The 23,434-nt window shown below is 61.7% G+C and carries 21 protein-coding genes and 1 pseudogene; 11 read left to right on the top strand and 11 right to left on the bottom strand.

The genetic code is table 11. From position 1 onward, the window contains the following. Window positions 1-9: 9 nt before the first annotated feature. From ACQKP2_RS14800 to ACQKP2_RS14770, 7 genes are read left to right on the top strand one after another with little or no spacing between them, the layout of a single operon-like run. The gene (locus ACQKP2_RS14800; RefSeq protein ID WP_427577418.1) at window positions 10-1,272 is read left to right on the top strand and encodes a type II and III secretion system protein family protein; all 1,263 of its coding nucleotides are present in this window, start codon (window positions 10-12) and stop codon (window positions 1,270-1,272) included. Further along, the gene (locus ACQKP2_RS14795) at window positions 1,269-2,459 is read left to right on the top strand and encodes an AAA family ATPase (RefSeq protein ID WP_427577416.1); all 1,191 of its coding nucleotides are present in this window, start codon (window positions 1,269-1,271) and stop codon (window positions 2,457-2,459) included. Before ACQKP2_RS14800 ends, ACQKP2_RS14795 begins: the two co-directional genes overlap by 4 nt. Continuing rightward, on the top strand, window positions 2,456-3,736 hold the full coding sequence (locus ACQKP2_RS14790) for a CpaF family protein (protein WP_427577415.1): 1,281 nt from the start codon (window positions 2,456-2,458) through the stop codon (window positions 3,734-3,736). Before ACQKP2_RS14795 ends, ACQKP2_RS14790 begins: the two co-directional genes overlap by 4 nt. A gap of 9 nt (window positions 3,737-3,745) precedes the next feature. After that, window positions 3,746-4,630 carry a type II secretion system F family protein gene (locus ACQKP2_RS14785; protein WP_427577414.1) on the top strand — a complete coding sequence of 295 codons (885 nt, stop codon included), beginning with the start codon at window positions 3,746-3,748 and terminating at the stop codon, window positions 4,628-4,630. Next, window positions 4,627-5,517, top strand: a complete 891-nt coding sequence (locus ACQKP2_RS14780) for a type II secretion system F family protein (protein WP_427577413.1) — start codon at window positions 4,627-4,629, stop codon at window positions 5,515-5,517. The genes ACQKP2_RS14785 and ACQKP2_RS14780 overlap by 4 nt, the downstream gene beginning before the upstream one ends. A gap of 10 nt (window positions 5,518-5,527) precedes the next feature. Then, complete coding sequence (locus ACQKP2_RS14775) at window positions 5,528-6,241, top strand: hypothetical protein (RefSeq protein ID WP_427577411.1); 714 nt, start codon at window positions 5,528-5,530, stop codon at window positions 6,239-6,241. 12 nt (window positions 6,242-6,253) lie between these two features. Then, window positions 6,254-6,529, top strand: coding sequence for a DUF3613 domain-containing protein (locus tag ACQKP2_RS14770; protein WP_427577409.1), 276 nt, complete (start codon window positions 6,254-6,256; stop codon window positions 6,527-6,529). A 255-nt stretch (window positions 6,530-6,784) separates the two neighbouring features. Here the strand turns inward: ACQKP2_RS14770 and ACQKP2_RS14765 are convergent, their stop codons facing one another. The 3 genes from ACQKP2_RS14765 to ACQKP2_RS14755 form a co-directional block, all read right to left on the bottom strand. Further along, window positions 6,785-7,138, bottom strand: coding sequence for a DUF6124 family protein (locus ACQKP2_RS14765; RefSeq protein WP_427577408.1), 354 nt, complete (start codon window positions 7,136-7,138; stop codon window positions 6,785-6,787). A 934-nt stretch (window positions 7,139-8,072) separates the two neighbouring features. Further along, complete coding sequence (locus tag ACQKP2_RS14760) at window positions 8,073-8,864, bottom strand: response regulator (RefSeq protein WP_427577406.1); 792 nt, start codon at window positions 8,862-8,864, stop codon at window positions 8,073-8,075. A gap of 98 nt (window positions 8,865-8,962) precedes the next feature. Continuing rightward, complete coding sequence (locus tag ACQKP2_RS14755) at window positions 8,963-9,433, bottom strand: A24 family peptidase (protein WP_427577405.1); 471 nt, start codon at window positions 9,431-9,433, stop codon at window positions 8,963-8,965. 74 nt (window positions 9,434-9,507) lie between these two features. Here ACQKP2_RS14755 and ACQKP2_RS14750 point away from each other — a divergent pair, with 74 nt between their 5' ends. Together ACQKP2_RS14750 and ACQKP2_RS14745 are read left to right on the top strand one after the other, a co-directional pair. Continuing rightward, window positions 9,508-9,948: a TadE/TadG family type IV pilus assembly protein gene (locus ACQKP2_RS14750; protein ID WP_427577404.1), complete on the top strand. Its 441-nt coding sequence runs from the start codon at window positions 9,508-9,510 to the stop codon at window positions 9,946-9,948. After that, window positions 9,945-12,686 (top strand): PAS domain-containing sensor histidine kinase, encoded by a 2,742-nt coding sequence (locus ACQKP2_RS14745; RefSeq protein WP_427577403.1) that lies wholly within the window; start codon window positions 9,945-9,947, stop codon window positions 12,684-12,686. Before ACQKP2_RS14750 ends, ACQKP2_RS14745 begins: the two co-directional genes overlap by 4 nt. Here the strand turns inward: ACQKP2_RS14745 and ACQKP2_RS14740 are convergent. The 5 genes from ACQKP2_RS14740 to ACQKP2_RS14720 all read right to left on the bottom strand — a co-directional run bounded on the left by ACQKP2_RS14740 (window position 12,683) and on the right by ACQKP2_RS14720 (window position 17,172). After that, the gene (locus ACQKP2_RS14740) at window positions 12,683-14,653 is read right to left on the bottom strand and encodes a pilus assembly protein TadG-related protein (RefSeq protein ID WP_427577401.1); all 1,971 of its coding nucleotides are present in this window, start codon (window positions 14,651-14,653) and stop codon (window positions 12,683-12,685) included. The two genes, ACQKP2_RS14745 and ACQKP2_RS14740, sit on opposite strands and share 4 nt — an antisense overlap. A gap of 225 nt (window positions 14,654-14,878) precedes the next feature. Continuing rightward, window positions 14,879-15,436 (bottom strand): DUF4136 domain-containing protein, encoded by a 558-nt coding sequence (locus tag ACQKP2_RS14735; protein WP_427577399.1) that lies wholly within the window; start codon window positions 15,434-15,436, stop codon window positions 14,879-14,881. A 54-nt stretch (window positions 15,437-15,490) separates the two neighbouring features. Further along, on the bottom strand, window positions 15,491-16,108 hold the full coding sequence (locus ACQKP2_RS14730) for a DUF4136 domain-containing protein (protein WP_427577398.1): 618 nt from the start codon (window positions 16,106-16,108) through the stop codon (window positions 15,491-15,493). A 12-nt stretch (window positions 16,109-16,120) separates the two neighbouring features. Continuing rightward, window positions 16,121-16,870, bottom strand: coding sequence for a methyltransferase domain-containing protein (locus ACQKP2_RS14725; protein ID WP_427577396.1), 750 nt, complete (start codon window positions 16,868-16,870; stop codon window positions 16,121-16,123). Next, window positions 16,870-17,172 (bottom strand): MazG-like family protein, encoded by a 303-nt coding sequence (locus tag ACQKP2_RS14720; protein WP_160108969.1) that lies wholly within the window; start codon window positions 17,170-17,172, stop codon window positions 16,870-16,872. Before ACQKP2_RS14720 ends, ACQKP2_RS14725 begins: the two co-directional genes overlap by 1 nt. A gap of 175 nt (window positions 17,173-17,347) precedes the next feature. On the opposite strand from ACQKP2_RS14720, the gene ACQKP2_RS14715 reads away from it, so the two are divergent. After that, window positions 17,348-17,641 (top strand): hypothetical protein, encoded by a 294-nt coding sequence (locus ACQKP2_RS14715; RefSeq protein WP_427577394.1) that lies wholly within the window; start codon window positions 17,348-17,350, stop codon window positions 17,639-17,641. 161 nt (window positions 17,642-17,802) lie between these two features. Next, a complete protein-coding gene (locus tag ACQKP2_RS14710; RefSeq protein ID WP_427577392.1) occupies window positions 17,803-19,149 on the top strand; it encodes an MATE family efflux transporter in 1,347 nt (448 codons plus the stop codon). Window positions 19,150-19,160: 11 nt separating this feature from the next. Here ACQKP2_RS14710 and ACQKP2_RS14705 read toward each other — a convergent pair whose 3' ends face one another. From ACQKP2_RS14705 to speA, 3 genes and pseudogenes are all read right to left on the bottom strand, one after another. Then, window positions 19,161-19,958 carry a DUF4123 domain-containing protein gene (locus ACQKP2_RS14705; RefSeq protein WP_427577391.1) on the bottom strand — a complete coding sequence of 266 codons (798 nt, stop codon included), beginning with the start codon at window positions 19,956-19,958 and terminating at the stop codon, window positions 19,161-19,163. Further along, window positions 19,955-21,274 (bottom strand): type VI secretion system Vgr family protein, encoded by a 1,320-nt coding sequence (locus ACQKP2_RS14700; RefSeq protein ID WP_427577389.1) that lies wholly within the window; start codon window positions 21,272-21,274, stop codon window positions 19,955-19,957. The genes ACQKP2_RS14705 and ACQKP2_RS14700 overlap by 4 nt, the downstream gene beginning before the upstream one ends. A 232-nt stretch (window positions 21,275-21,506) precedes the next feature. Continuing rightward, a pseudogene (speA, locus tag ACQKP2_RS14695) lies at window positions 21,507-23,342 on the bottom strand (arginine decarboxylase); the annotation flags it as partial. Between the last annotated feature and the right edge of the window lie 92 nt (window positions 23,343-23,434).

Here is a 23,434-nt window from a genome sequence, read left to right as displayed (position 1 = left end):
GTTCCTTTTATGCGCAGACGTTTTATGCCGCTGTTCAACGGCTTGATCTGGGCCACCTTGCTCGGTGCACTGCCGATCGGCGCGGCATCGGCAGCAGTCGGCAACTGCGCCGCGCTCGGGCCGCTGCCGGCGACGCTGGAAGTCGGCGAAGGGTTGCAACAAGAAATGCAATCGCCCGTGGCGATCACTCGCCTGGCCGTAGGCGATCCGAAAATCGCCGATGTACGCGTCAATGGCGATCGGGCCTTCCTGCTCACAGGCGTTGCCCCCGGCACCACCAGCCTGATGGTCTGGACGGCCTGCTCCACGGCGCCGCGCCAAAGCATGGTATTCGTCCAGGGCCGCGCCACCACCGCCATGACCAGCGCCGCCCGGCTGCCGTCCGATGACCCGCAGCTGCCGTCGCAGGTCCAGACCGACATCCGCTTCGTCGAAGTCAGCCGCACCAAGCTCAAGGAAGCCAGCACCTCGATCTTCGGCAAGAACTCGAACTTCCTGTTCGGCTCCCCAGGCACCGTGCCCAACACGGCCGTCACCCCGCGCGTGTTCCCGCTGCGCAATATCGATCCGCGCATTGCCGTACCCAGCATTCCACTGGCCAATGACGTGTACAACATCGTCGCCGGCGGCGGCAATTTCCTGGGCATTATCAATGCCATGGAAAGCAGCGGTTTCGCCTACACCCTGGCACGTCCCAGCCTGGTGGCCCTCAGCGGACAGAGCGCCAGCTTTCTGGCCGGCGGCGAAGTTCCGATTCCGATTCCCAGTGCCAACAGCAACAGCTACTCCATCGAGTACAAGGAATTCGGTGTCCGCCTGACGCTCACACCGACAGTGGTCAGCAACGATCGGATTGCGATCAAGGTCGCTCCCGAAGTCAGCGAACTGGATTTCAACAATGCCGTGACCATCGGTGGCACCACAGTCCCGGCCTTCACCATTCGCCGTACCGACACCAGCATCTCCCTGGCCGATGGCGAAAGTTTTGTCATCAGCGGCTTGATCAGCACACAAAACACCTCGCAGGTGAGCAAATTTCCGGGGCTGGGCGATATCCCGATCCTGGGTGCGTTCTTTCGCAGCTCTTCGATCAACCGAGAGGAGCGCGAACTGTTGATGATCGTCACGCCGCACCTGGTGCAGCCATTGGCGGCCAACGCACAGCTGCCGTCATTGCCCGGTGAACAACTGCGCAACTACGACCCCAACTGGTATCGCCTGTATTTCCTCGAAAACGGTGACTTCGATAAACGCAGCGGGTTATCGCAATGAGTCAGAACCTGAGTCAGACCTTCCTCGCGATCACGCGCAACAGCACCGACCTTGAGTGGCTGCAAGGGGCGCTCGCCCCGTTGGGCCAAGTGGTCAGCGCCGGTGGCGGTAGCCTCGACGAACTGTTGGCGCTGGTGGACGTGACCTTCGCCAGCCTGGTGTTCGTCGGCCTGGACCGTGATCACGTGGTGGCGCAGAGCGCGCTGATCGAAGGCGCGTTGGAAGCCAAGCCGATGCTGGCCATCGTCGCGTTGGGCGACGGCATGGACAACCAGTTGGTCCTCAATGCGATGCGCGCTGGCGCCCGGGATTTCGTCGCTTACGGTTCGCGCTCCAGTGAAGTGGCCGGCCTGGTGCGGCGCCTGAGCAAACGACTGCCGCAGGTGACGCCCACCACGCACCTGGGCGGCCTGACCGTGTTGTACGGCGTGCAAAGCAACGCCGACGGTGCACTGCTGGCCACCCACATGGCGCAAGTGGTGCAAAACAGCGGCCAGCATACGCTGCTGCTGGACCTGGGCCTGCCCCGTGGCGACAGCCTGGCGCTGCTGGGCCTTGAGAGTTCGTTTCATTTCGGCGATGCACTGCGGCACTTGCGGCGCCTGGATGCGACGCTGATCGACAGTGCCTTCACCGGTTGCGACGGCGGGTTGCGCATCCTGGCCTATGCCGACAACGACGAAGCGCTGGAGCACACCAGCGCCGCCGAGCTGTACATGTTGCTCAGCGCCCTGCGCCAGCACTTCCAGCACATTGTGGTGAACCTCACCGGGCAGCCGGACAGCGAAGCCCTGCGCACCTTTGTCGCCCATTGCGACAAGCTGCTCTGGTACACCGACCAGAACGTGCTCGACTGCCGGCGCAATCTGGCGGTGCTCAACCTGTGGCGCGAAAAGGGCATGAAACTCGATCACGCCAGGCTGCTGGTGGACCGCTACCTGCGCAGCGTCGCACCGGATTCCGACACCCTGGGCAAAAGCTTCGGCATGGAAATCATCGCCACCCTCAACTACAGCCCGGAAGTGCGCCTCAATGCCAAGAACCAGGGCGTGACGCTATTCGAACTGGCGCCGCGCGATGGTCTGACCCAGAGCCTGCGAACCTTGGGCGAACGCCTGGCCAAGCGTTCGGAAGGTCTGGCCAAACCCAGGATCGGCTGGTTCGACCGCTTGAGGGGTGCGCAATGATTGGCGAAAAACTGTTTGGTGCGCCCCACCGCGCGGCGATTGGCAATACCGATCACGAAGGCCTGAAACTGGTCCTGCACCGCTACATCATCGATGCCATCGAGGAGTCCGGGAAAAACCTGCTCGAAGGCTCGCGACAAGCACTGTCGCAGTTCGTCATCGACAAAGTGGCCGAGTACATCGCCCGCTTGCACCTGGCCATTTCCCGCTACGAGATGGAGCGCCTGGCCGAGGAAATCGTCGACGAACTCACCGGTTTCGGCCCTCTGGAAGTGCTGCTGCGCGACACGGCGGTGACCGAAATTCTGGTCAACGGCCCGCACCGGGTGTTTGTCGAACGTGACGGCGTACTGCATCAAAGCGACCTGCGCTTCATCGACTCCCACCACGTCGAGCGTGTGATGCAACGCATTCTCGCCCCTCTGGGACGTCGCCTCGATGAGTCATCGCCCATGGTCGATGCGCGCCTGCCCGATGGCAGTCGGGTCAACGCCATCATTCCGCCGATTGCCCTCGACGGCCCGTGCCTGTCGATCCGCAAATTTCGCCAGGACATGTTCAAGAGCAGCGACCTGATCGCGATGCAAACCATCGACCAGGCCATTTTCGAATTCATCCAGCAAGCCGTGGGCAGCCGCTGCAACATCCTGATCAGCGGCGGCACCGGGACCGGCAAGACCACGCTGTTGAACATCCTCAGCCAGATGATCAACCCCCACGAACGGCTGGTTACCATCGAAGACGTCGCCGAACTGCAACTGGGCCATCCCCATGTCGTGCGCCTGGAAACCCGCCCGCCGAACGCCGAGGGTCACGGCGAAGTGAAAGCCAGCGATCTGATTCGCAACGCCCTGCGGATGCGTCCGGACCGGATACTGCTGGGCGAAATCCGCGGGGTCGAGGTGGTCGATGTGCTGACCGCCATGAACACCGGCCATGACGGCTCCATGAGCACCGTGCACGCCAACAATGCCCAGGATGCCTTGCTGCGTTTGGAAACCCTGGTCGGCCTGACGGGCCGCACCATCGCCGAACGCACCCTGCGCCAGATGATCTGTGCGGCGCTGGATGTGGTGATCCAGTTGACGCGCATGCCCGACGGCCGCCGTTGCGTCAGTGAGGTGGTGGAGGTGGTGGGCGTGCGCGATGACGTGTATGTCACCAATACCTTGTTCCGGCTCGACCGACGCAGCGGTTTCGGCTTCCTGCGCGAGGCGGTCAACCCCGCCGGCGACAAACTGCGCCGCGAAGCGGCACTCTCCCCATCGGTGTATTGAGGCCAGCACATGCTCAAACCGCTGCTGCTCCTGCTCGTTTGCCTGACCCTGCTGGGGCTGTCGGCGCGCCTGTTCTACAGCGGACTGCGCCAGAACGGCACTCAGCGGATTCTTGGTCGACTTAGCCAGGGGCAACCACAGCCAGTGGTGCAGCACACATCGTGGACAGGACTGGAGCGTGCGTTCCTGCGCGCAGGTTTGGGGCGCCCCAGCGAACGCCTGGGCCAGTGGCTGACGCTCTGGGTTCTGCTCGTGCTGACGGGATTGCTCCTGGGTGGCTGGGGCGGCGCACTGCTGTCACTGCTGCTGCCTCCGCTGTTGATGCGCCTGTACATGAGCTGGCGTTATAAGCGCCGCCTCAAGCGCATGATCGAGCAATTACCCGCCCTGCTCGATCATGCCGTGCGCAGCCTGAAGTCAGGGCGGACGCTGGCCGATGCCGTGCTGGGTGCCATCGACGCCGTGGAAGACCCGTTGAAAAGTGCCATGGCCCGGATTCAGCGCAACGTACAACTGGGGGTCAGCCTCGCGGATGCCGCCTCCGATTTCGCCGAGCTGTACGCCAAGGATGAACTGCGCCTGCTGGCACTCGGCTTGAAGGTCAACCATCGCTACGGCGGCAACGCCAGCGAAGTGCTCGAAAACCTGATCAAGATGATTCGCGAACGCGAACAGGCGGCCAGGCAATTGAGGGCCCTGACCGGGGAAACACGCATCACCGCAGTGGTCCTGGCCCTGCTGCCGGTCGCCGTCGCCGGTTATTTCCTGATCACCAATCCGACCTATCTGCTGACCATGTGGGACACCGGTTCCGGGCGCACGATGCTGGCGAGCGCATTCGCGTTGCAGGCGGTGGGATGTCTGGCGCTGTGGCGCATGTTGAGCCGCCTGTGAAGACGCCATTGCTGATCAGCGCCCTGCTGTTTCTCGGCGCCGCGCTCCTGCTCTTCGGCAACCTGCTGCAACAGCGCCGGCGTGCCCGTCAGGTGATCCAGCGCCTGGACGGCAAGCCGCCTGGCGACAAACGTTTGAATCAATGGCTGCATGCACTGGGCGCCAGCCGGGCTGGACAGTGGGTAGTCAACATCGACAACGAAACCCAAGCCCTGCTTAACCGGCTGGGCTGGCGCAGCGCACGGCAACGCACGCTGTTCGCCGCGGTTCAGGTCGGCGTTCCGATACTGGCCCTGGCCCTGTGCCTGCTGATTCAGGGGCTGTTTTTCCCGACCGTGCAAAACCACTGGATCGCCCCGGCGTTCGCCACCGGCGTCGGCTATTTGCTGCCCAAGCGCCTGCTGGCCGCCGCCACTCGGCACCGGCAGAAACAACTGGCCATCGAGACCTCGACCTTTATTGCACTGCTGCGCATCCTGTTCGAATCCGGCATGGCCGTGGAGCAATCGCTGCGAGTCTTGAGCATCGAAGGCAAGCAGTTGTTGCCCAACCTGACCCATGAACTGCGCCTGGTCCTGGCTCGGGTCGACTCCGGTCTGGAGCTGGGCGAAGAACTGCACAAGACCACCCGCCTGCTGGAGGTCGACGAATTCACCGACACCTGCGTGATTCTGCAACAGCTGATTCATCAGGGTGGCGGCGCCATGAAGTCCCTGCTGTCGCTCAAGCAGTTGCTCGATGACCGACGCCTGACGCGCCTGCAGGAATACATCTCCAAGATGTCCGCCAAAATGTCCGTCGTGATGATGCTGTTTCTCTTCCCGGCGTTGTTGATCGTCCTGGCCGGCCCGGGCTTCACCGCCCTGGCCCGGGCCTTTGCTTCCTAGAGGGAACCTGATGAAAGCATTGATTGCCGGTTTGAGCCTGTTGCTGCTGGGCGGTTGCGCGAGCAATGGCCAGGCACCGTGGGACACCCTGACCAACACCGCCAGCTGCGGCAAGCTGAACTCCGATCAACAACTGGCCATGAACCTGGCCGATGACATGGCCAAGGACGGCAAACTGCACGCCAGTCTGGCCAACCTGCAAAACCTGCCGGACGACATGGCCGACGTGCGCCTGCGCAAGGCCAAGGTCTATCGACTGCTGGGGCGCAGTGAAGCCGAGCCGCTGTACCGCAGTTTGCTGGGCACCTGCCAGGCCGCCGAAGCGGAACATGGCCTGGGCCAACTCGCCGCGGCCAAGGGCGACAACGGCCAGGCACAGGCCCATCTGCTGCGGGCCGCACGCCTGGCGCCGACCGACGAAAAAATCCGCAACGACCTGGGCGTGGTGTACCTCAATCAACTGCGGACCGAGGACGCCAAATTCGAATTCCTCACCGCCATCGAACTCAAGCAGGGCGACCAACTGGCGGCGGTGAACCTGGTGACGCTGCTGATCTACCAGGACGACTGGAGCCGCGCGGCCGAACTGGTCAATCGCCTCGGCCTCAGCCCTGCCCAAGTCACCGAAGCCCAGGCCCGCGCCGAAAAACTCAAGAGCCCGACCCGGCCAGGCGCAGCCATCGCCGCACAAGTCGCCGCCGTCACCAACCCGGCGCTTCCTTAGGGAGAACCCCGCATGAAACCGATCCTCCTCTGCGGCCTCGGCCTGCTGGTTGTGCCCTTCGCCAGCCACGCCCTCGACACCGGCCCGTCCTCGCCGCAACAACAGGAAACCGAAGGCTGGCTGCAACTGCAACGCAGCAACAGCGTCGCCTCTCCAAAAACACAAACCGCCACCGCGACCGAACGCGAACTGGCGATGCAGCGCTGGCTCAAGAGTTATCAACACGAGATCCCGCAGTTTTTCGATCAGGATGCCGGCGGGAAAGTGGACAGTGGGTCGGGGGGGTAGCCTCGAATTTCTTATCACCATTGCGGACGTCCACAGATCCGTAGGAGCCAGGCTTGCCGGCGAAGGCGTTTTCAATGGTGCCGCATGACTCAAGGCCGCCTTCGCGGGCAAGCCTCGCTCCTACGGTTGATCGTTCCCACGCTCCGCGTGGGAATGCAGCCCGTGACGCTCCGCGTCACATTCAGAAGCCGGAACGCGGAGCGTCCCTTGAGGCATTCCCACGCGGAGCGTGGGAACGATCAATGGGGTGTGCCATTACTGCGGATCGAGATTATCCAGCGCCCGATTCACCGCCAGTTCACCCAGCATGATCACCTGCGCAATCCCCAGCAGCGTGCTGCGCTGAGACCCTTCCAGAAACCCCGCGAAATCACTGGCCATGACACTGGCCGATGCCAGCGATTCACAGGCATGGGCCAGCAGGGTTTCCGTGTCTATTTCGGGCGCAATGACAAACATCGTGCTGGGCTTGCGCACGACGGGATCTTTGGGCGGATTGAGGTAGTGATCGAGGGCGCGGTCGGCGGCTTCGTGGAGTTTTTTTGAGTTGGGGGATTCGTACGGGGAAGCGGGATCGGCTTCGGGGGGATTTGGGGTGGGTTTGATCATGGTGAAGCTCCATTCGAGGATTTGGAGTTCGCCATCACTGCGACCAAGCAGATGGTGGCGAACTGTACGCAGGTTGGTCGACCAGGGAATGGAAACCCGGCAGGGCCTGAGCCCTCCCACGCACAGCTCGCCATTAAGCAAGCACAAAAAAACCGCTCACGCGGCACTGTGCGCCATTCTAAACCCGGGCGACCAAACCCGATCACTGTTTTTTCAGTGACGAACAGAGGCTAGAGATCGCACTTCCGACGGACAACCTGAAAAACCTGTGGGAAGGTTCTGGTGTTTTTATCGACGGTTAAACATCGTCGACTGACAGGCCGTCATCGCCGCACCGATCGCTCCTTGTTGATCGTTCCCACGCTCTGCGTGGGAATGCAGCCCGTGACGCTCCGCGTCACATTCAGAAGCCGGAACGCAGAGCGTCCCTTGAGGCATTCCCACGCGGAGCGTGGGAACGATCAATCACAGATCTGTAGGAGCCAGGCTTGCCGGCGAAGGCGATTTCAATGGCGCCGCATGACTCAAGACCGCCTTCGCGGGCAAGCCTCGCTCCTACAGGCGAAAGCGTTTTCAATGGCGGCGCATGATTCAAGGCCGCCATCGCGAGCAGGCTCGCTCCCACAAGATTGGCGTACATCCAACCAAACCAGGTTGGCTGATAGGCCGTCATCGCTGGCAAGCCAGCTCCCACAAATACACGACATGCCAAAACTTTGTGGCCAATCACAGACCTTGTAGGAGCCAGGCTTGCCGGCGAAGGCGTTTTCAAAGGCGCCGCATGGCGTCAGGCCACATTCGCGGGCAAGCCTCGCTCCTACAGACGAAAGCGTTTTCAATGGTGCCGCATGACTCAAGGCCGCCTTCGCGAGCAGGCTCGCTCCCACAGGATTTGGGGTACATGCGACAGAGTCCGGTGTGAGCCGGTGGAAGCTCAGTGCGCAGTGACTCTCTGGCGCAATCCAGAGCTGCTCGGCGACAGGGCCAGCGCCAATTGCGTGCGATTGTGCATATGCGTCAACCGCAAGACCTGCGACACATACAGCTTCACCGTGTTCTCGGTAATCCCCAGCTCACAGGCAATCTGGTAGTTGGTCTGCCCCTTGCCCACCAACCGAGCCACATCCAGTTGCCGGGGCGACAGCTGATTGAAGATCGCCGGGATCTCCACCCGCTCCACGTCACTGACTTCGCTGTCGACCGCTTCCGGGGAGCCCACGGGAAACGGTGTGCGCCGCACTTTGTCCAGGTCCTGGTACAGGTCGTCGATCGACTCGGACAGGTATTGCAGCTTCTGATTCAAGTGCCCCAGCTGCAAGGTCTTTTGCCGTTCATACAGGGCCACTTCCTGGCGCTGCAGGCCTTCGAGCATCTCGCTCAGGTCAACGGGTTTCTGGTAGTAATCGGCAATCCCGGCGCGCAAGGCCTTGATCACATCCTGCTTCTCCGCGCGCCCGGTGAGCATGATCGCTTCGAACGCGCGGTGCTTGCCGGACAGGCGCTGCATCTCCTGAACCAGTTGAATGCCGTCCATGCCTGGCATCTGCAAATCGCAGAGCACCAGGCCGATGTCCATGTCTTCTTCGAAACGCTCGATGGCCTGCCGACTGGAATTGCAGGGCACACATCGGTAACCGCTGCTCTCGAGGAATTCGCAGAGTTCTTTAACGATCAGAGGCTGATCATCAACAACAAGGACTTTTACTGCCGAGGTACGCTTGTTCACGTGCGACTCCCTGCAAGGTCTGAGGCTGACCGTTCCTGCCCGCCACCCAAGGCGGCAACTACCGTATGAAAGTAGTCGCACTTTTGAACGCTGTACAACTAGCGGAGCAGGGCAAAAGTCAGCATCAGCCCCACAAGCAAGAAGGGGGCGTAGGGTAGTTTTCTTGACATTCCGGGCTCCAGGTAGCGGACGTGATTTCTAAGCCCTTGACCCATATGAAGCCAGACTCTTGGCGCCAGCAGCAGCCAGCACGCACTGGCCAGACCCGCACCGATAAATACGCCCAGAACGTGCCGACCGTCGGTCGCCAAGCCCAGTGCCGTCATGAGTTTTACATCCGCGGCCCCCAGCCTGCGCATCGCGTAACCGGGCAAGGTGAAGGCCAGCGCCAGCAATGCCGCCCAACCACCCTGCTCGGCCGTTGCGCCCAGCCAGGTCGTGCCGCTCCACAGCAACCAGGCCAGGGCCAGCGCCCCGACGCCCAGGGTCAGGCCATTGGCGATCTGCCGCTGGCGAGCGTCCTGCACTGCGCAAAGCGACAGCCAGGCAACCAGAACAAAACTCTGCATGCGCTAAAAAACGTCCCTTTTGGCCGAATGATTCTATGCTGACATTACTCAGTGGTGTCAGGGTAGACGCACTCATGAAAACCAACCTCCCCCATAAACAAAAAGGCGCCGCGGCCATTGAGTTCGCCCTGGTGTTCATCATTTTCTTCGCCGTGTTCTATGGCATCGTCAGTTACAGCTTGCCGCTGTTGTTGATGCAGTCGTTCAACGAGTCCACCGCTGAAGCAGTACGCCGCAGCGTGGCGCTGGACCCCAGCACCCCCGGTTACGATGCGGCACTGACAAGCCGCGCCACCACGGAGCTGACCCGGCAACTGGCGTGGATTCCCGCCGCGCTGAATTTCAATGTCGCCACCGACGCCAGCGCCACCTACGTGGGTGGCGTCCTGAAGGTCAGCATCAATTACCCGACCAACAAAATCAGCGCCGTTATTCCGTTCCTGAGTCTGCCGGGTGTCGGCCAGGTACCGAACTTGCCGGCCACGCTTACAGCCAGTTCGAGCCTGCAATTTTGAGTGCCGGCGACAAACTGTTCGGGCGCCTGCTCAACCGTCATCCGCCACCCCCGCTGGAGCCGTCGGAGCCGCTGCGCATGCAGGGTTTCGGATTGCAGATTCAGCTCAACGACGAGGGCCGGGTCATTCATCTGGCAGGACCGTTGCGGCATCTGCTGGCGCAACAGACACCTTCAGCGCAGGCGCCGCACTTGCAGGATTTCCTCTTGCCCCACAGCTGCCTTTGCATCGAAGGGGTGCCGGCCGATTGGCAGGGACACAACCTGGACCTGGACTTCCACAGCCTCAATGGTCCGGCGATACATTTGCGCGGCTGGGTTCAACCGCTGGCCGATCACTGGCTGCTGCAGCTGTTGGACATCAGCGACTTGTTGCTCGAACGCCGCCAGGCGTTCGCCCGCGAACAATGCCAGGTACTGGCGATGCAGATTGGCGAACAGTTGCGTCTGTGCAGCCTGACGCGCTTGCCGGAGGTACTGGCCGAGCAGATGCAAGGCGTCGCGCAGCGCTTCCAGATGCCTTGTGTGGCGTTGGCGTTGCTCGATGAAGAGGAGCAAGGCTGGCAGATCCACCAACACTACACCGCCTTCGATGCGCCACAGCTGTGGCAGAACGGCCAGCGCCTGGGCACGGGCCTGGACAGCCTTGGCGGTTCGGTGCCGCAACACCTGAGCATGCGTGAACATCCTCGCCTGCAAGGCACGTTCGGCAATGCCGACGGTTACGCCGTGCCGTATCACGATGCGCAAGGCGTGGTGGCCTGGCTGTTGTGCGGTTTCTACACGGTGCAGCAGCGCGCCCCCGACATCAGCGAGCGCGACTGGCTGCAGGTCGTGGCCGCCCTCGCCGGCCCATTGCTGGAACGCCTGCGCGAACACCGGCATCAATTGCAACTGGAGCGGCTGGAGTCGCTGCAAGCCTTGCTCGGGACCGGGTGGTGGGAGGTGTTCAGCGACAGTGCCCAGGTGCAACTGGCGCCTTCGCTGGCCCGTACGTTGAATCTGGAAACAACCGACTTGCCCCTGCCGCTGTGGATTGACCAGGTACACCCGGCTGACCGCGAAGAGTTGCGCAGTCGCCTGCAAGCCTTGCAGGACGAAAACCTGCCGTTGCTGTTGTGCGTGCGCTTGCAGCGTGCCGAAGAAGCCACTGCACCAGTCTGGTATCGCTTGCAAGGCCAGGCCGTGGGTGTCGGCAAGAACCGGCGCCTGATCGGCTTCATGCTCGATATCAGTGACATCAAGAATCAGGAACACAACGCCGCGACCGCTCACGCACGCCTCGACAACCTGATCGCCAGCTCGCCCGCCGTGATTTACGTGCAGCGCTATGTCGAAGGTGCCTTGCAGCCGACTTTTTTCAGCGACAGCCTGCTGCCATTGCTCGGCTGGACGCTCGCCGACTGCAACACAACTGCGCTGACCGAACGCATTCATCCCGAAGACCGCGACCGCTATTTCGAACGCACCCGCAAGTTGTTGCGCGAAGGTGCGGTGAGTACCCGTTATCGGTTGCGCGACAGTCGCGGCGAATACCATTGGCTGCTCGACGAAGCCAAATTGCTGCGTGACGATTTGGGCCTGCCGGTGGAGGCCGTCGGCCTGTGGCTGGATGTCACCGAAGCCACCCTGGCCGCCGAGCAGGTCAGGCAAAGCGAGGAGCGTTACCGGATTCTGGTGGAAGACTCGCCGGCCATGATTTGCCGCTACCGCCCGGACTTGACCCTGACGTTCGGCAACAAGCCGTTGGCAACTTATCTGGAGTGCGCCCCCGAGCAACTGCCGGGGGTAAACCTGGGCAGCTGGATGTCCGGCGAGCAACGCGATGCATTCATCCGGCGCCTGAGTCAGATAAGCCCCGAGTTCCCGGTCAGCACCGCCGAAATCAATCTGCAACTGCCGGGGCGCGAACATGCCTGGTGGGTCTGGTCGGATCGCGGTGTGTTCGACGAACAAGGCCGGTTGCTGGAGATTCAAGCCGTAGGCCGCGACAACACGGAGGTGCGGCGTTCGCAGCAGCAACTCACGCAGAGCGCGAAAATGGCCACCCTCGGCGAAATGGCCACGGGCCTGGCCCATGAAATCAATCAACCGCTGAACGTGATGCGCATGGCCATCGTCAACGTGCTCAAGCGCCTGGGCAACGGCGATGTCCAGGTCGATTACCTGACCGACAAGCTCAACCGCATCGATGCCCAGGTGCAACGCGCCGCGCGGGTGGTCGATCACATGCGCGTGTTCGGGCGACGTTCGGAGATCGAGCAGCACCCGTTCAATCCGGCCCAGGCCATCGAAGGGACCCTGTCGCTGCTGGGCGAAGGCATGCGCGGCAAAGGCGTGGATCTGCGCATCAGTGATATCGGATTCGAGGTGCAGGTGCGCGGCCATATCGATCAGCTTGAACAGGTGTTGATCAACCTGATGGTCAATGCCCGGGATGCGCTGCTGGGCAAACGTGAAACCGATTCATCATTCAAACCGTGGATTTCACTGTACAGCGAGCGGGATCAGCAGTCGGTTCGACTGTGGGTCGAGGACAACGGTGGCGGTATCGACCCCCGGTTGCTGGAGCGGATTTTCGAGCCGTTTTTCACCACAAAACCCGTGGGCATCGGCACCGGCCTTGGGCTGTCGGTGAGTTACGGCATCGTCGAAAACATGGGCGGCAAACTCAGCGTCAGGAACTCGACCGAGGGGGCGCGGTTCTGCATTGAGTTGCCGATTGTGTTGGCGGATTAGATGGTCAGCGCCGGGCGTCCGGGAGGCTTGCAGCTGAGGTTTGCACCGACATCGACCTTGTTCAGGGTAATCCCGAGATTGGCCAGCAGCCCGTCGAGGATAGGATCGAGCAAAGGACTGAGCAGGTTCTGGATCACGACGCCCAAGGTGGTATTGACCCCGTTGAGCGTACCGGCAGCGGTCACCAGCAAATCGCCCAGCAGGCTGGACCCGGTAGGTTTGTATGCCTGTACTTGAACGCCGCTCAAGGTGCCTTTCAGGCTGTCGACGATGCCTTGCGTACCCAGGCTGTAGTACATCGGCGGTTTCTTGATTTCCGGAGGCTGGTTGTAGACATGCGTGCTCTGGGTACTGGCAACCGATGTGTCGATTTTTACCCCCAGGCCTCCGCCGTAGAAGGGGACACGAGTGCTCTGACTGCAAACCCATAGCACGCAACTGACCTTGCCGATGTCAATCAGCGCCAGCGGTTGCACGCTCACGTCAGCCGACGATGAAAACGCATTGGCGGTGTCGATCTTGCCGACTTTCAATTTCACCAGCGACGTATTGGTTCGGGTACTCAGGGTTTTCGTAGCATCGCTGGCACAGCTGTAGCCCGTGACGCGACTATCGGCAGCGGCCACTTCCAGGGCAATGTCGATGGAGGATGTCGGCAGGATTTTCAGATCGGTTTTGTCGCAAGTACCGGTCAATGTACACAGCAGCGAACTAAGCGTTCCGGCCAGATTCAAGTGCAGCAGATTGTTCAGGGAGTCGGTCAGCCCGTTCAACAATGCGTTGTTGGTGATGGCTGCCGCCAGTCCGCTGATACCGGACAGCACCGGTAGGTTCAGCGACAGCACCGTACGCACCTGGGCCGTGCGCACGAAGATCCGGTTCGGGTCGTTGGTCAAGGCGTCGTTGACCAACGCCGGGTTGCCGATGGCCGATAATTGCGGGGGCTCGATGACTTTAACCCTGACCACGCCATTGACCAACCCCGGAATGCTCAGCGGTATGTTGGCAACCGCGGCATTTTGGCTATTGGCCAGTTGCACCAGGGCTTCGACCAACTGGAACACCTGCAGATTGGTGTTGAGCGCCGAAGAGACGGCACCCGATTGCAGTTGCAACAGCTGTCCCAGCACGACGGACGTGCCGCCCGCCGCCGCCTTGACGCTGGTCAGGCCGCTGACCGCCACGCTGGTAGTCGGGCCGCCGGCCTGCAGCACCGTGATCGCCGAATCCAGCACTTGCGTGAGCGCGATGTTCTGGCTGAGCAGTTGGGTGTAGTTGCCCGCACTGACATGGACGTCGGCGGCCAGTTGGTTGAGGTATCCCAGCAGATTGATCTGGCTATCGACCAAACCCTGCCAGCTGGCCACAGTCAGGTTCAGGCTGCCGCCGAGCATCTGTCCCAGCAACAAGTTCAAGGCTGCCGACTTGCTGGCATCGACCACCAACGCGGTACTGCCGATGGTCAAGCTGGCCAGAGGTGGCAGGGGCGCCGGCGCACTCACCGCCGTCGCCGTCAGTTGGGTCGTCAGGCTGGCGGGGCCTGGGCTCAGGAGCGCGCCGATGCCTGCCGCGACACTGGTCGGCACGGTGCGGGTCGCCACCACGCGTATGGCGTCCTTTTTGCTGGCATCGGGTACGAACGTTCGAAGGTTGTTGGCCCCGGTCTGCAGCGAACCGCAGGCCGTGGCCAGCGTGCTATCGGAAGCGCTGTAGCCGTTGCGGGTTGCACTGGCCAATGCGTAATCCGCTGCCGTGGAACCTGGTGGCAGGCAATCGCCGTTACGGGTGACCGCCTCCAGTGCTGCGACATCGGCCACCCGCTGCAACTTGCGTTGCTCCAGATACAGCCGGCCGGTATCGACCACCAGCAGCATGAATCCCAATGCCAGTGTCAGGGTCAATGCCGCCATCAGACCGATCGCCCCCCGCTGCCGGGCCGGACCGCAAAACTGCATGCGAGGCGACATCGCGCACTCCTTTGCCGGCGCACTGCCGAGCGCAATATCCATGGGTGTGAAGCAGTGTAGACAAGGGGTAACGAGACTGCTGGCATCTCGCCAGCTCAGACAACAAAAAACCCTGTAGGAGCGAGCATGCTCGCGATGGTCTCAAGGACGCCGCGTTCATTCTGGATGCACGCGTTATCGTTGACCTCCATCGCGAGCGTGCTCGCTCCTACAGGGTTTATGCGGTTAATGCGGTGGATAGTTGGCCAATATGTGGCTGACGGTGTCGTGAATGGCGTTGCTGCGATCGGACGGGTTCGGTGTGCGGCTGAGCATCTGTTCGTCGCTGCCGCGCCACACCAGCTTGCCATCCTTGGCGTCGAGCAGGTCGATCTGGATGGTTGCCACTTTGTAGCTGACGTTGCGGGTTTCGTTGTACATCGGCCCACCCCAATAGCCGTTCCACGGGTTGCCCCAAGCGCCGCCGTAGTTGGTGGTGATCTGTTGTTGCCGCTCTTCGACAATCAGGTAGGTCTGCACATTCAAATCACCCCGGGTGCCTGCCGAAGCCGGGCGCAGGCCGCGCTGATCCAGTTGGTCGGCCACCGACTGGCGTATGCGTTGCTCGGTCAGGTCGCTCTTGATCCGTGGGTCATCGGGGCGATATTGCAGGGCGGGTTCTTTCCAGCTCCAACTGCGATAAGCGGCAAAATCGCGGCTGGCATCGTAGTCATGATTGACCTGGTTGGCGGCGCAGGCACTGAGCAGCGCGGCCACTGCCAGTAACGCAAAACGGCGGAACATGATAATTCTCCGGTAGAAGACATGAACCTGTGGAACGCTTCTTAACTGCAGAAGCTAACTAGGAGGATACGCCGACATCGCCTTTTCCACAGCCTCCCGTATGGCATCCACTTGCTCGGTCTGGGAGCTCCGATGGCCGGTCTCGGCACTGGAACTCCACACCGGTTGACCGCTTTGTGCGTCGAACAGGTTCACGTGCACGACCACGACCTGTTCCTCATAGGTACGCACGATCGGCACCGTGCCGTACATGCCGTAACCGGGTCCGTAGCCATAACGGTTGTAGCCGCCATACCCCCCGTAAGCGCCGTAATCGTCCTGAACCTGGCGCAAGCGCGTTTCCATGCGCAGGTCGGCAGTGACAAACAGGTCCGCCGGGCGATTGTCATGCAGCGGACGCAAGCCACGCTGATCAAGGGCACTGCTGACCGCCTCGGCAACCTGCGCCGAGTCCGCCCATGCCGTGCCCGCCGGCAGACGCCCGTCGAGCCAGGCCCAGCTGCGATAGCGCCCGTAGTCACGGGCTGGCGCCGGATAAGCGCTGCGGTCAAAGGTGTTGGCTGCCTGCGGCGGTGCCGGTGGCAGCGGGTTGGAGGATGCGACATACGGATTGCTGCCCTGACAGCCGGCCAGTCCCAGGCAGACCCACAGCAACCCTGAACGAACTTTCATTGTGTACTCCGATCAGACCGGCCGACAGATCCAGTGCAAGTAACGCCCAAGCCCGGCAAAGCTTGGGTGACGGCGGTGCGCCAGTTCCATTTCGAGTAAATCCAGCAGTTCGGCGCGAGCCTGGAACTCCACGGGCATGTAGTCGTGGAAAACCCGTACCCCACTCTGGCTTTCGACCTGCCACAACCCTTCAAGTTGCGCCGCCAACTCCCGTGGGTCCAGGGGTTGTTGCGGGGTCAGGCTCTGTTTTTCGCCGGCCATGTCGTTCTTGCGCATCTTGCGAAAATGCCCCTTGAGCAAGTTGCGATAAATCAACGCATCACGGTTGTAGAAGGCCAGCGACAGCCAGCCGCCGGCCTTGGTCAGCTGATGCAGCACCGGCAGAATCGCGTGTGGCTCGGCCAGCCATTCCAGCACGGCATGGCACAGCACCAGGTCGTAGGGCTCGGTGAGCTGACCGAGCAGTTCCTGCCACGGCGCCTGTATGAACGTCGCCGTTTGCCCGGCTTCGGCGAAACGCTGACGGGCGCCTTCGAGCATCGGTTCGGCCGGCTCTGCCAGTGTCACCTGATGCCCGCGCTGGGCCAGCCACAATGACATGTGGCCAAGGCCGGCGCCGATGTCCAGCACCCGCAGCGGGCGGTCCGGCAATGATTCGGCGAGGTCGGCCTGGAGCACCGCCAGGCGGATGGCGCCCTTGGCGCCGCCGTAGATTTTCTCCGCAAACCGCGTGGCCAGTTCATCGAAATGACGATCGCTCATCAGCTGAACCTCCGCTCGCTGTCGGCCAGTTTGCTGCGTACCACTTCATTCATGTCCAGACCCAACTCACCGCACAGCAACAGCAGATAGAGCACGATGTCGCCAATTTCCTGACCGGCATGGGCCAGTTTGTCAGCCGGCAACTGTCGCGACTGGTCTTCGGTCAGCCACTGGAAAATTTCCACCAGTTCGGCCATTTCGACGCTGGCGGCCATGGCCAGGTTTTTCGGGCTGTGAAATTGCCGCCAGTCATTGCGGTCGCGGATGGCATGCAGGCGTTCGGTCAGTTCAACAAGGTTCATCGGGCTCTCCTGAAGGCGTATAGCTTCGGGGGGTTGGCGAGTGAAGGCAAGTGACATCCGATTGCGCGAACAAGCTTGCTCCCACAGGCACAGCGCAACCCTCTATGCTTGTGGGGAACTCGGCAGCGTGATCGACAGCCCAAATCACGCCTTTTTTGATCAGGACGCTCCTCCCATGCAGGTAGAAGGTTTTTTCGAATGGCTCGGCCAGGCACTCGGTTCAGTCATCCGCTTCATCGTTGATGGCCTCAGCGGCCTGTTTCAAATGATGAGCCGCGCCAGCAGCAACTTCGTCGAAGGCTTGTCCCGCGCCCTGGGCATGGACACCTCGATCATCAGCATCGTCACGTTGATCCTCGGGCTGGTGCTGCTGTGGTCGGGGATCCGCGCCTTCATGAATGCATCGTTCATCATGGGCATCATCTGGCTGATGCTGGGGCTATGGCTGTTGAGCTGGATCATGCATTAGAAATGCCCCCATCCAATGTGGGAGCGAGCCTGCTCGCGATCGGGTCGGCATGTTCAATATGGATGTGACAGACAGATCGCATTCGCGAGCATGCTCGCTCCTACAGGGAACGCCGCAGAAATCGGATATATCGTTACAATGCCCGCTCCCAAGGAGCCTGCATGCCCAGCCTGATTGCCGACTGGCGCGACCGCCCGACCCACCGCAAGGTCTGGGCACTGGCCGCACCGATGATCCTCTCGAACATTTCCGTACCGCTGGTGGCGCTGGTCGACAGCACCGTCATCGGTCACCTGCCCCATGCCCATCAACTCGGTGCCGTCGCGGTCGGGGCCAGCCTGTATACGTTCCTGGCCTGGGCCATGGGCTTCCTGCGCATGGGTACCACGGGGTTTGCTGCCCAGGCCGCCGGGCGCGGCGATGGCGCGGCGTTGCGCCAGATTCTGTTGCAGGGTCTGCTGTTGGCCATGGGACTGGCCATTGTGCTGGGTGCGGCGGGCGTTCCCCTGAGCGCCATCGCACTGCAAGTCATGCAGCCGTCGGCGGAGCTGGACCAGATGACCCGCGAGTTTTTCCACACGCGCCTGTTTGGCCTGCCGGCGGCGCTGGCCAGTTATGCGCTGGTCGGCTGGTTCCTCGGCACGCAAAATGCCCGGGCGCCGCTGGCGATTCTGTTGACGACCAATCTGGTCAACATCGCCCTGAACCTTTGGTTTGTCCTGGGTCTGGAATGGGGCGTGGTCGGCGCGGCCAGGGCTTCGGTGATCGCCGAATGGACCGGGGCCCTGATCGGTCTGTCGATGACCCGCCAGGCCCTGCGCGCCTACCCTGGACAGATCGTCTGGAACACATTGCAACGCTGGCAGAACTGGCGCCCGCTCCTGGCGGTCAATCGCGACATTTTCCTGCGCAGCCTGGCCCTGCAATCGGTGTTTTTCCTGATCACCGTGCAAGGCGCGCGTCTGGGTGACGCCACCGTCGCCGCCAACGCACTGCTGCTCAACGGTTTGCTGCTGACCGCCCACGCGCTCGACGGGCTGGCCCATGCCGTGGAAGCCCTGTGCGGGCATGCCATTGGCGCCCGCGACCGCGATGCCCTGCGTCGCGCTTTGGTGGTGGCCTGCGGCTGGTCGTTGCTGGCGAGCCTGGGGTTTGCCGTGTTTTTTCTGTTGGCCGGGCAACTGTTCATCAAAATGCAGACCGACATCGCCAGCGTGCGCGATACCGCGTTCATCTATCTGCCCTACCTCGCTGTCCTGCCTCTGATCGCCGTGTGGAGTTACCTGCTCGACGGATTATTCATCGGTGCCACCCGTGCCCGTGAAATGCGCAATGGCATGTTGCTGACCGTGGCGTTGCTGGTGCCGTTCGCTTGGTCACTGCAAGGCTTAGGCAATCATGGCCTGTGGATCACTTTCCTGCTGTTCATGGTTTTGCGAAGCCTGACCCTCGGCATCATCGCCTGGCGCCTGCGCCGAAACGACGGCTGGTTCACCCGCGCGCATTGAACGATGACTGCTCAAGGGCAGCCGCTCTGCCAGCGGCTGCGCAGATTGTCGAGTCGCTCCTGCGGGGTACGCCCCGACAGCGGCGGCACAGGGACCGCATCGGGATGCTGGAGGCGCAACCATAACCAGCCATCCAGCACGGCGCGCTCGTGAAAGCCCAGCGTCAAACCTTCCTGCAAGTAACACCACAAACTCGCGTAATCGGTTGCGGTAGACCGACTCCACTGCCAGGCATGCTGCTCCAGCAGGCAGGTGTGCAGTTTTTCGTGCTGCCGACGGGTGAGGTTTTCTTCGATCTCCAAAGGACTGACCGCAAGCCCGGGATTGCTCAATTGTTGCCAGCCCTGACTGCCGATTCCCCGGTCTGCCCAGGTGCCGCCAAACCATTGCACCCGGTTGATCGGCCCCAGCCAGCGACTCAGTTCCCCGGCATCGCAGGCATCGAAAAAGTAACTGGCGGTGTGTGGATTGTAGAAGCCCAACAATGCTCGGTGATGCAGGCCGACACTCACCGTGAGCATGCGCCGCAAATGATCCAGCAAGGTCGGAGCCGATGCCTCGCTGGTCAGCAGCAAGCCAGGCCAGAGCGACGCATCACGCCGACACGCCTGGGCGAGCGCCTGGCAACTTCGAAGGTCGATCAGGATCGGGCCTTGCTCGCGTACGCCATGCCATTCAGTGCCTTCGAACAGCCGGAACGAGCGCACCCGGGCATAGTCCTGTTGCAGGATCACGCCAGCCGACGGCGTGCCCGGTACATCCAGCAACAGCCATTGCGGCCCTCCATCGGCCGCGTGCAGGGTCATCATGCCGCACCGCTCTGGCCAAGCCGCACCGCCGTGCGGCAGGTGCAAAGCGCCTGTGCACAATGCTTGAAACTGCCGCCACCCGGCATCAGGCATAACAGCAGCATGGGCTCGCCGGAATTCAGCCAGTCCAGCACGCCTTCGGGCGAGCACTGATCGGCGCACGACAAATCGGCCCCGTCATCCGTCGCAGCCGTGGCCGGCAAGTGAAGCACCCCGGTGATCAATGGCTGGTCAGGATCGCCTTCGATATAGCTCACCACCACCTCGGTGCCTTCTCTCAACCGGGCGCCGTTTGCCGTTTGCAGCTCGGGCGCCAACGGTAGCCAACAGTGACCCGGCTTTGCCCCTTCGCCCTGATAAGACCATTCAAACTGTACGGCCACCGGCCTGGAAGCGTCCGGGCGAGGTTCATCGACATCGACCACCCTCGCCCGCTGCAGGCCATGCATTCCTGGCTTTTGCACCCGCTGGCACACTTCGAACTTCGCGGCCCGATGCATCGCGCGTGCCTGGTTGCTGTAGGAGGCGAGCGGGTCCTGTGTGCCCTCATGCTCGACGTGGGTCAATAACCACAAATGATTCCAATCGGTCACCGGGTGATCGGCCAGCGGCATCAACTGACCGCTGCGCAGCGTCGCCAGGTCCGTGCGGCATTCAGCACGTTGCCGGCCGCCATCGATGAACTGAACCTCGAATCGACGCACCGCCGGCTGCTCGCCCTCGCACCTGAAGGCGGCCATCTCGCCCCTTGGGAAATGCCCCTGCCCATCGGCAAATACCACACAGTGGCTGCCTGCCTTGTGTTCAAAGTGATAGTGAATCCGTTCTTCAGCGCACAGCCGTTGCAGAAACTGCAGGTCCGACTCCCGGTACTGCGTGCAGAAATCCCGCCGAGGAAAATCACCGCTCAATTCGAAACGCCGCTGCGCACCGGCAAATCCGTGCTCCCTGAGCACTTGGTCGAGGATCTGCGGCACCGAGCAGGCGCTGAAGATGCGCTGGCTGTAGCGCTGGGCCAGACAGGCCAGTTTCGGCGCCAGGCGCACATGACAGAGCCTGACCGCCGAGCCATGGTCACGCTGGACCAGCGCTTGCAGCTGGCCGTGAACACAGTTGCCCGCCGGGCCGAAATGCAAGGATGCCGGGCGGTAGAGCAGGCTGGCGAGATCAAGTTCCGGGTCATCGATCAACAGGTCTGCCTCGAACACGAACGGTTCGCTGATGGCTTCCCTGCCGGTAAAGGCCAGGACCTCGAAGGCGTCGGACAGACCTGCTACGTCCAGACGAAATTCAGGTTCGTTGACTGAATCGGACATCGGCAATTCTCTACACGAGGGGCGGCCGGGAATTCTCGCCGAGAGACATGGCCGAGTAGAGAGGCGAAATACAACTTGGGAAATGACCTACGCGAAAAGAGGACCAATGGCTTGAAAAGCCACTGATGCAGTTTTTTTCGCTCGGATAAAGAAGAATCGCCTCACCAGGTCATCTGAAATTTCCGCAGCGTGCGGAAAAATTTCAGACAACCCGATGGAAGCGGAACCGGCCTCAGGAAGACAGGTAAGACGAACGGGTCAGGCCAAGACGCAGGGCATCGAGGAACTGGGTGCGTTCGGTGGCGCTGATGCGGGCACTGGCGCACTTGTCGCGGTAGTGGGTCATCAGCTCTTCCGGCGACAAATGCACGTAACGCAGCATGTCTTCGATGGTGTCGTGGGTTTCGATACCGGCGTGGTACACGCTGCCGTCGGCGTTCTGGTAGATGTTCACCGAGTCGGTGTCACCGAACAGGTTGTGCATGTCACCGAGGATTTCCTGGTAGGCACCCACCAGGAACACGCCCAGCAGGTAGTCCTCGCCCTCGTTCAGGGCATGCACCGGCAGGCTGGTTTCGATGCTCTGCTCGTCGACGTACTGGTTGATCTTGCCATCGGAGTCGCAGGTCAGGTCCTGCAGCACGGCGCGACGCATCGGCTCTTCGTCCAGGCGGTGCAGCGGGATGATCGGCAGTACCTGGTCAATGGCCCAGGTGTCCGGCAGGCTCTGGAAGACAGAGAAGTTGCAGATGTACTTGTCGGCCAGTTTGTCGTTGAGTTCGTCCAGCACCTGACGGTGGGAACGCTGGCGCGCCTTCAGCGAGTTGTGCAAACGACGGCATACGGCGAAATAGCACTGCTCGGCCAGGGCTTTTTCGGCCAGGGTCAGCTTGCCATCGGCATACTGGGCGGCAACATCGCTCATGTAGTGCGTGGCACGCCAGTAAGTCTCGGTGACCATCTCGATGTCGGTCGGGCCCAGCAGGTCCACCAGCCACTGCACGGTTTCCGGCAGGCTTTCCTTGTTCTCGATCTGCGGCACTTCGTCGTTGTGTTTTTCGACGTCAGTCACCTGCACCACCAGCATGGCGTGATGCGCGGTGAGGGAGCGGCCGCTTTCGGAGAAGATGTTCGGGTGCGGCAGGCTCTGCGCGTCGCAGAACTCCTTGAGCATCCCGACCACGACACCGGCGTAATCGTCCATGTCGTAGTTGATCGAGCTGGCATTGCGCGAATGCGTGCCGTCGTAGTCCACGCCCAGGCCGCCACCGACGTCGATGTGATCGACCGGCAGACCGAGGTTGCGCAGCTCGCCGTAGTAACGGATCGCTTCCTTGAAGCCGTGCTGGTAGTCCGCCAGGTTGGCGATCTGCGAGCCCATGTGGAAGTGCAGCAGGCGAATGCCCTGGTCCAGTCCCGCGGCGCGGAAACGCTCGACCACCGACAGCAGTTGCGCCGCCGACAGGCCGAATTTGGATTTCTCGCCACCGGTATCGGCCCATTTGCTCGACGCCAGGGACGACAGGCGCACGCGCAAGCCGACCTGCGGCTTGACCCGCAGCGAGGCCGCTTCTTCGATCACCAGGCCGACTTCGGATTCTTTCTCGATCACGATGAATACGTTGTGGCCGAGCTTCTGACCCATCAGCGCCAGACGAATGAACTCACGGTCCTTGTAGCCGTTGCAGACGATGGTGCCGCCCTTGGGCGCCAGCGCCAGCACCGCCAGCAACTCCGGCTTGGAGCCGGCTTCCAGGCCGATGGAAACGTTCTGGGTCGCGATGATGTTTTCGATCACGGCTTCCTGCTGGTTCACCTTGATCGGATACAGCGCGGTGTATTTGCTCTGGTATTCCAGGCGCTCGATGTTGGCGTCGAACGCGCCGGTCAGCTGACGCACGCGGTCTTGCAGAATATCCGGGAAACGCACCAGCAACGGCAGCGAAAGGCCGCTCTTGCGCAGTTGGTCGACCTGTTCGAACAAATCGATGGGCGAACTGTTCGGACCGTTGGGACGAACTTCGACGCGACCGGCGTCATTGATCGCGAAATACCCGGCCCCCCATGCTGAAACGTTTAATCTATAGTGATTGGCACGTTACTCGATAATGGCGTGCGCTTGAAGTCCAATTGTCGGATGCGCGGGTAACGATGGTCGAC

The sequence above is a fragment of the Pseudomonas sp. NPDC089569 genome, from assembly GCF_050280625.1.
Classification (GTDB): Bacteria; Pseudomonadota; Gammaproteobacteria; order Pseudomonadales; family Pseudomonadaceae; genus Aquipseudomonas.
This window is presented reverse-complemented; position numbering and strand designations above follow the sequence as displayed.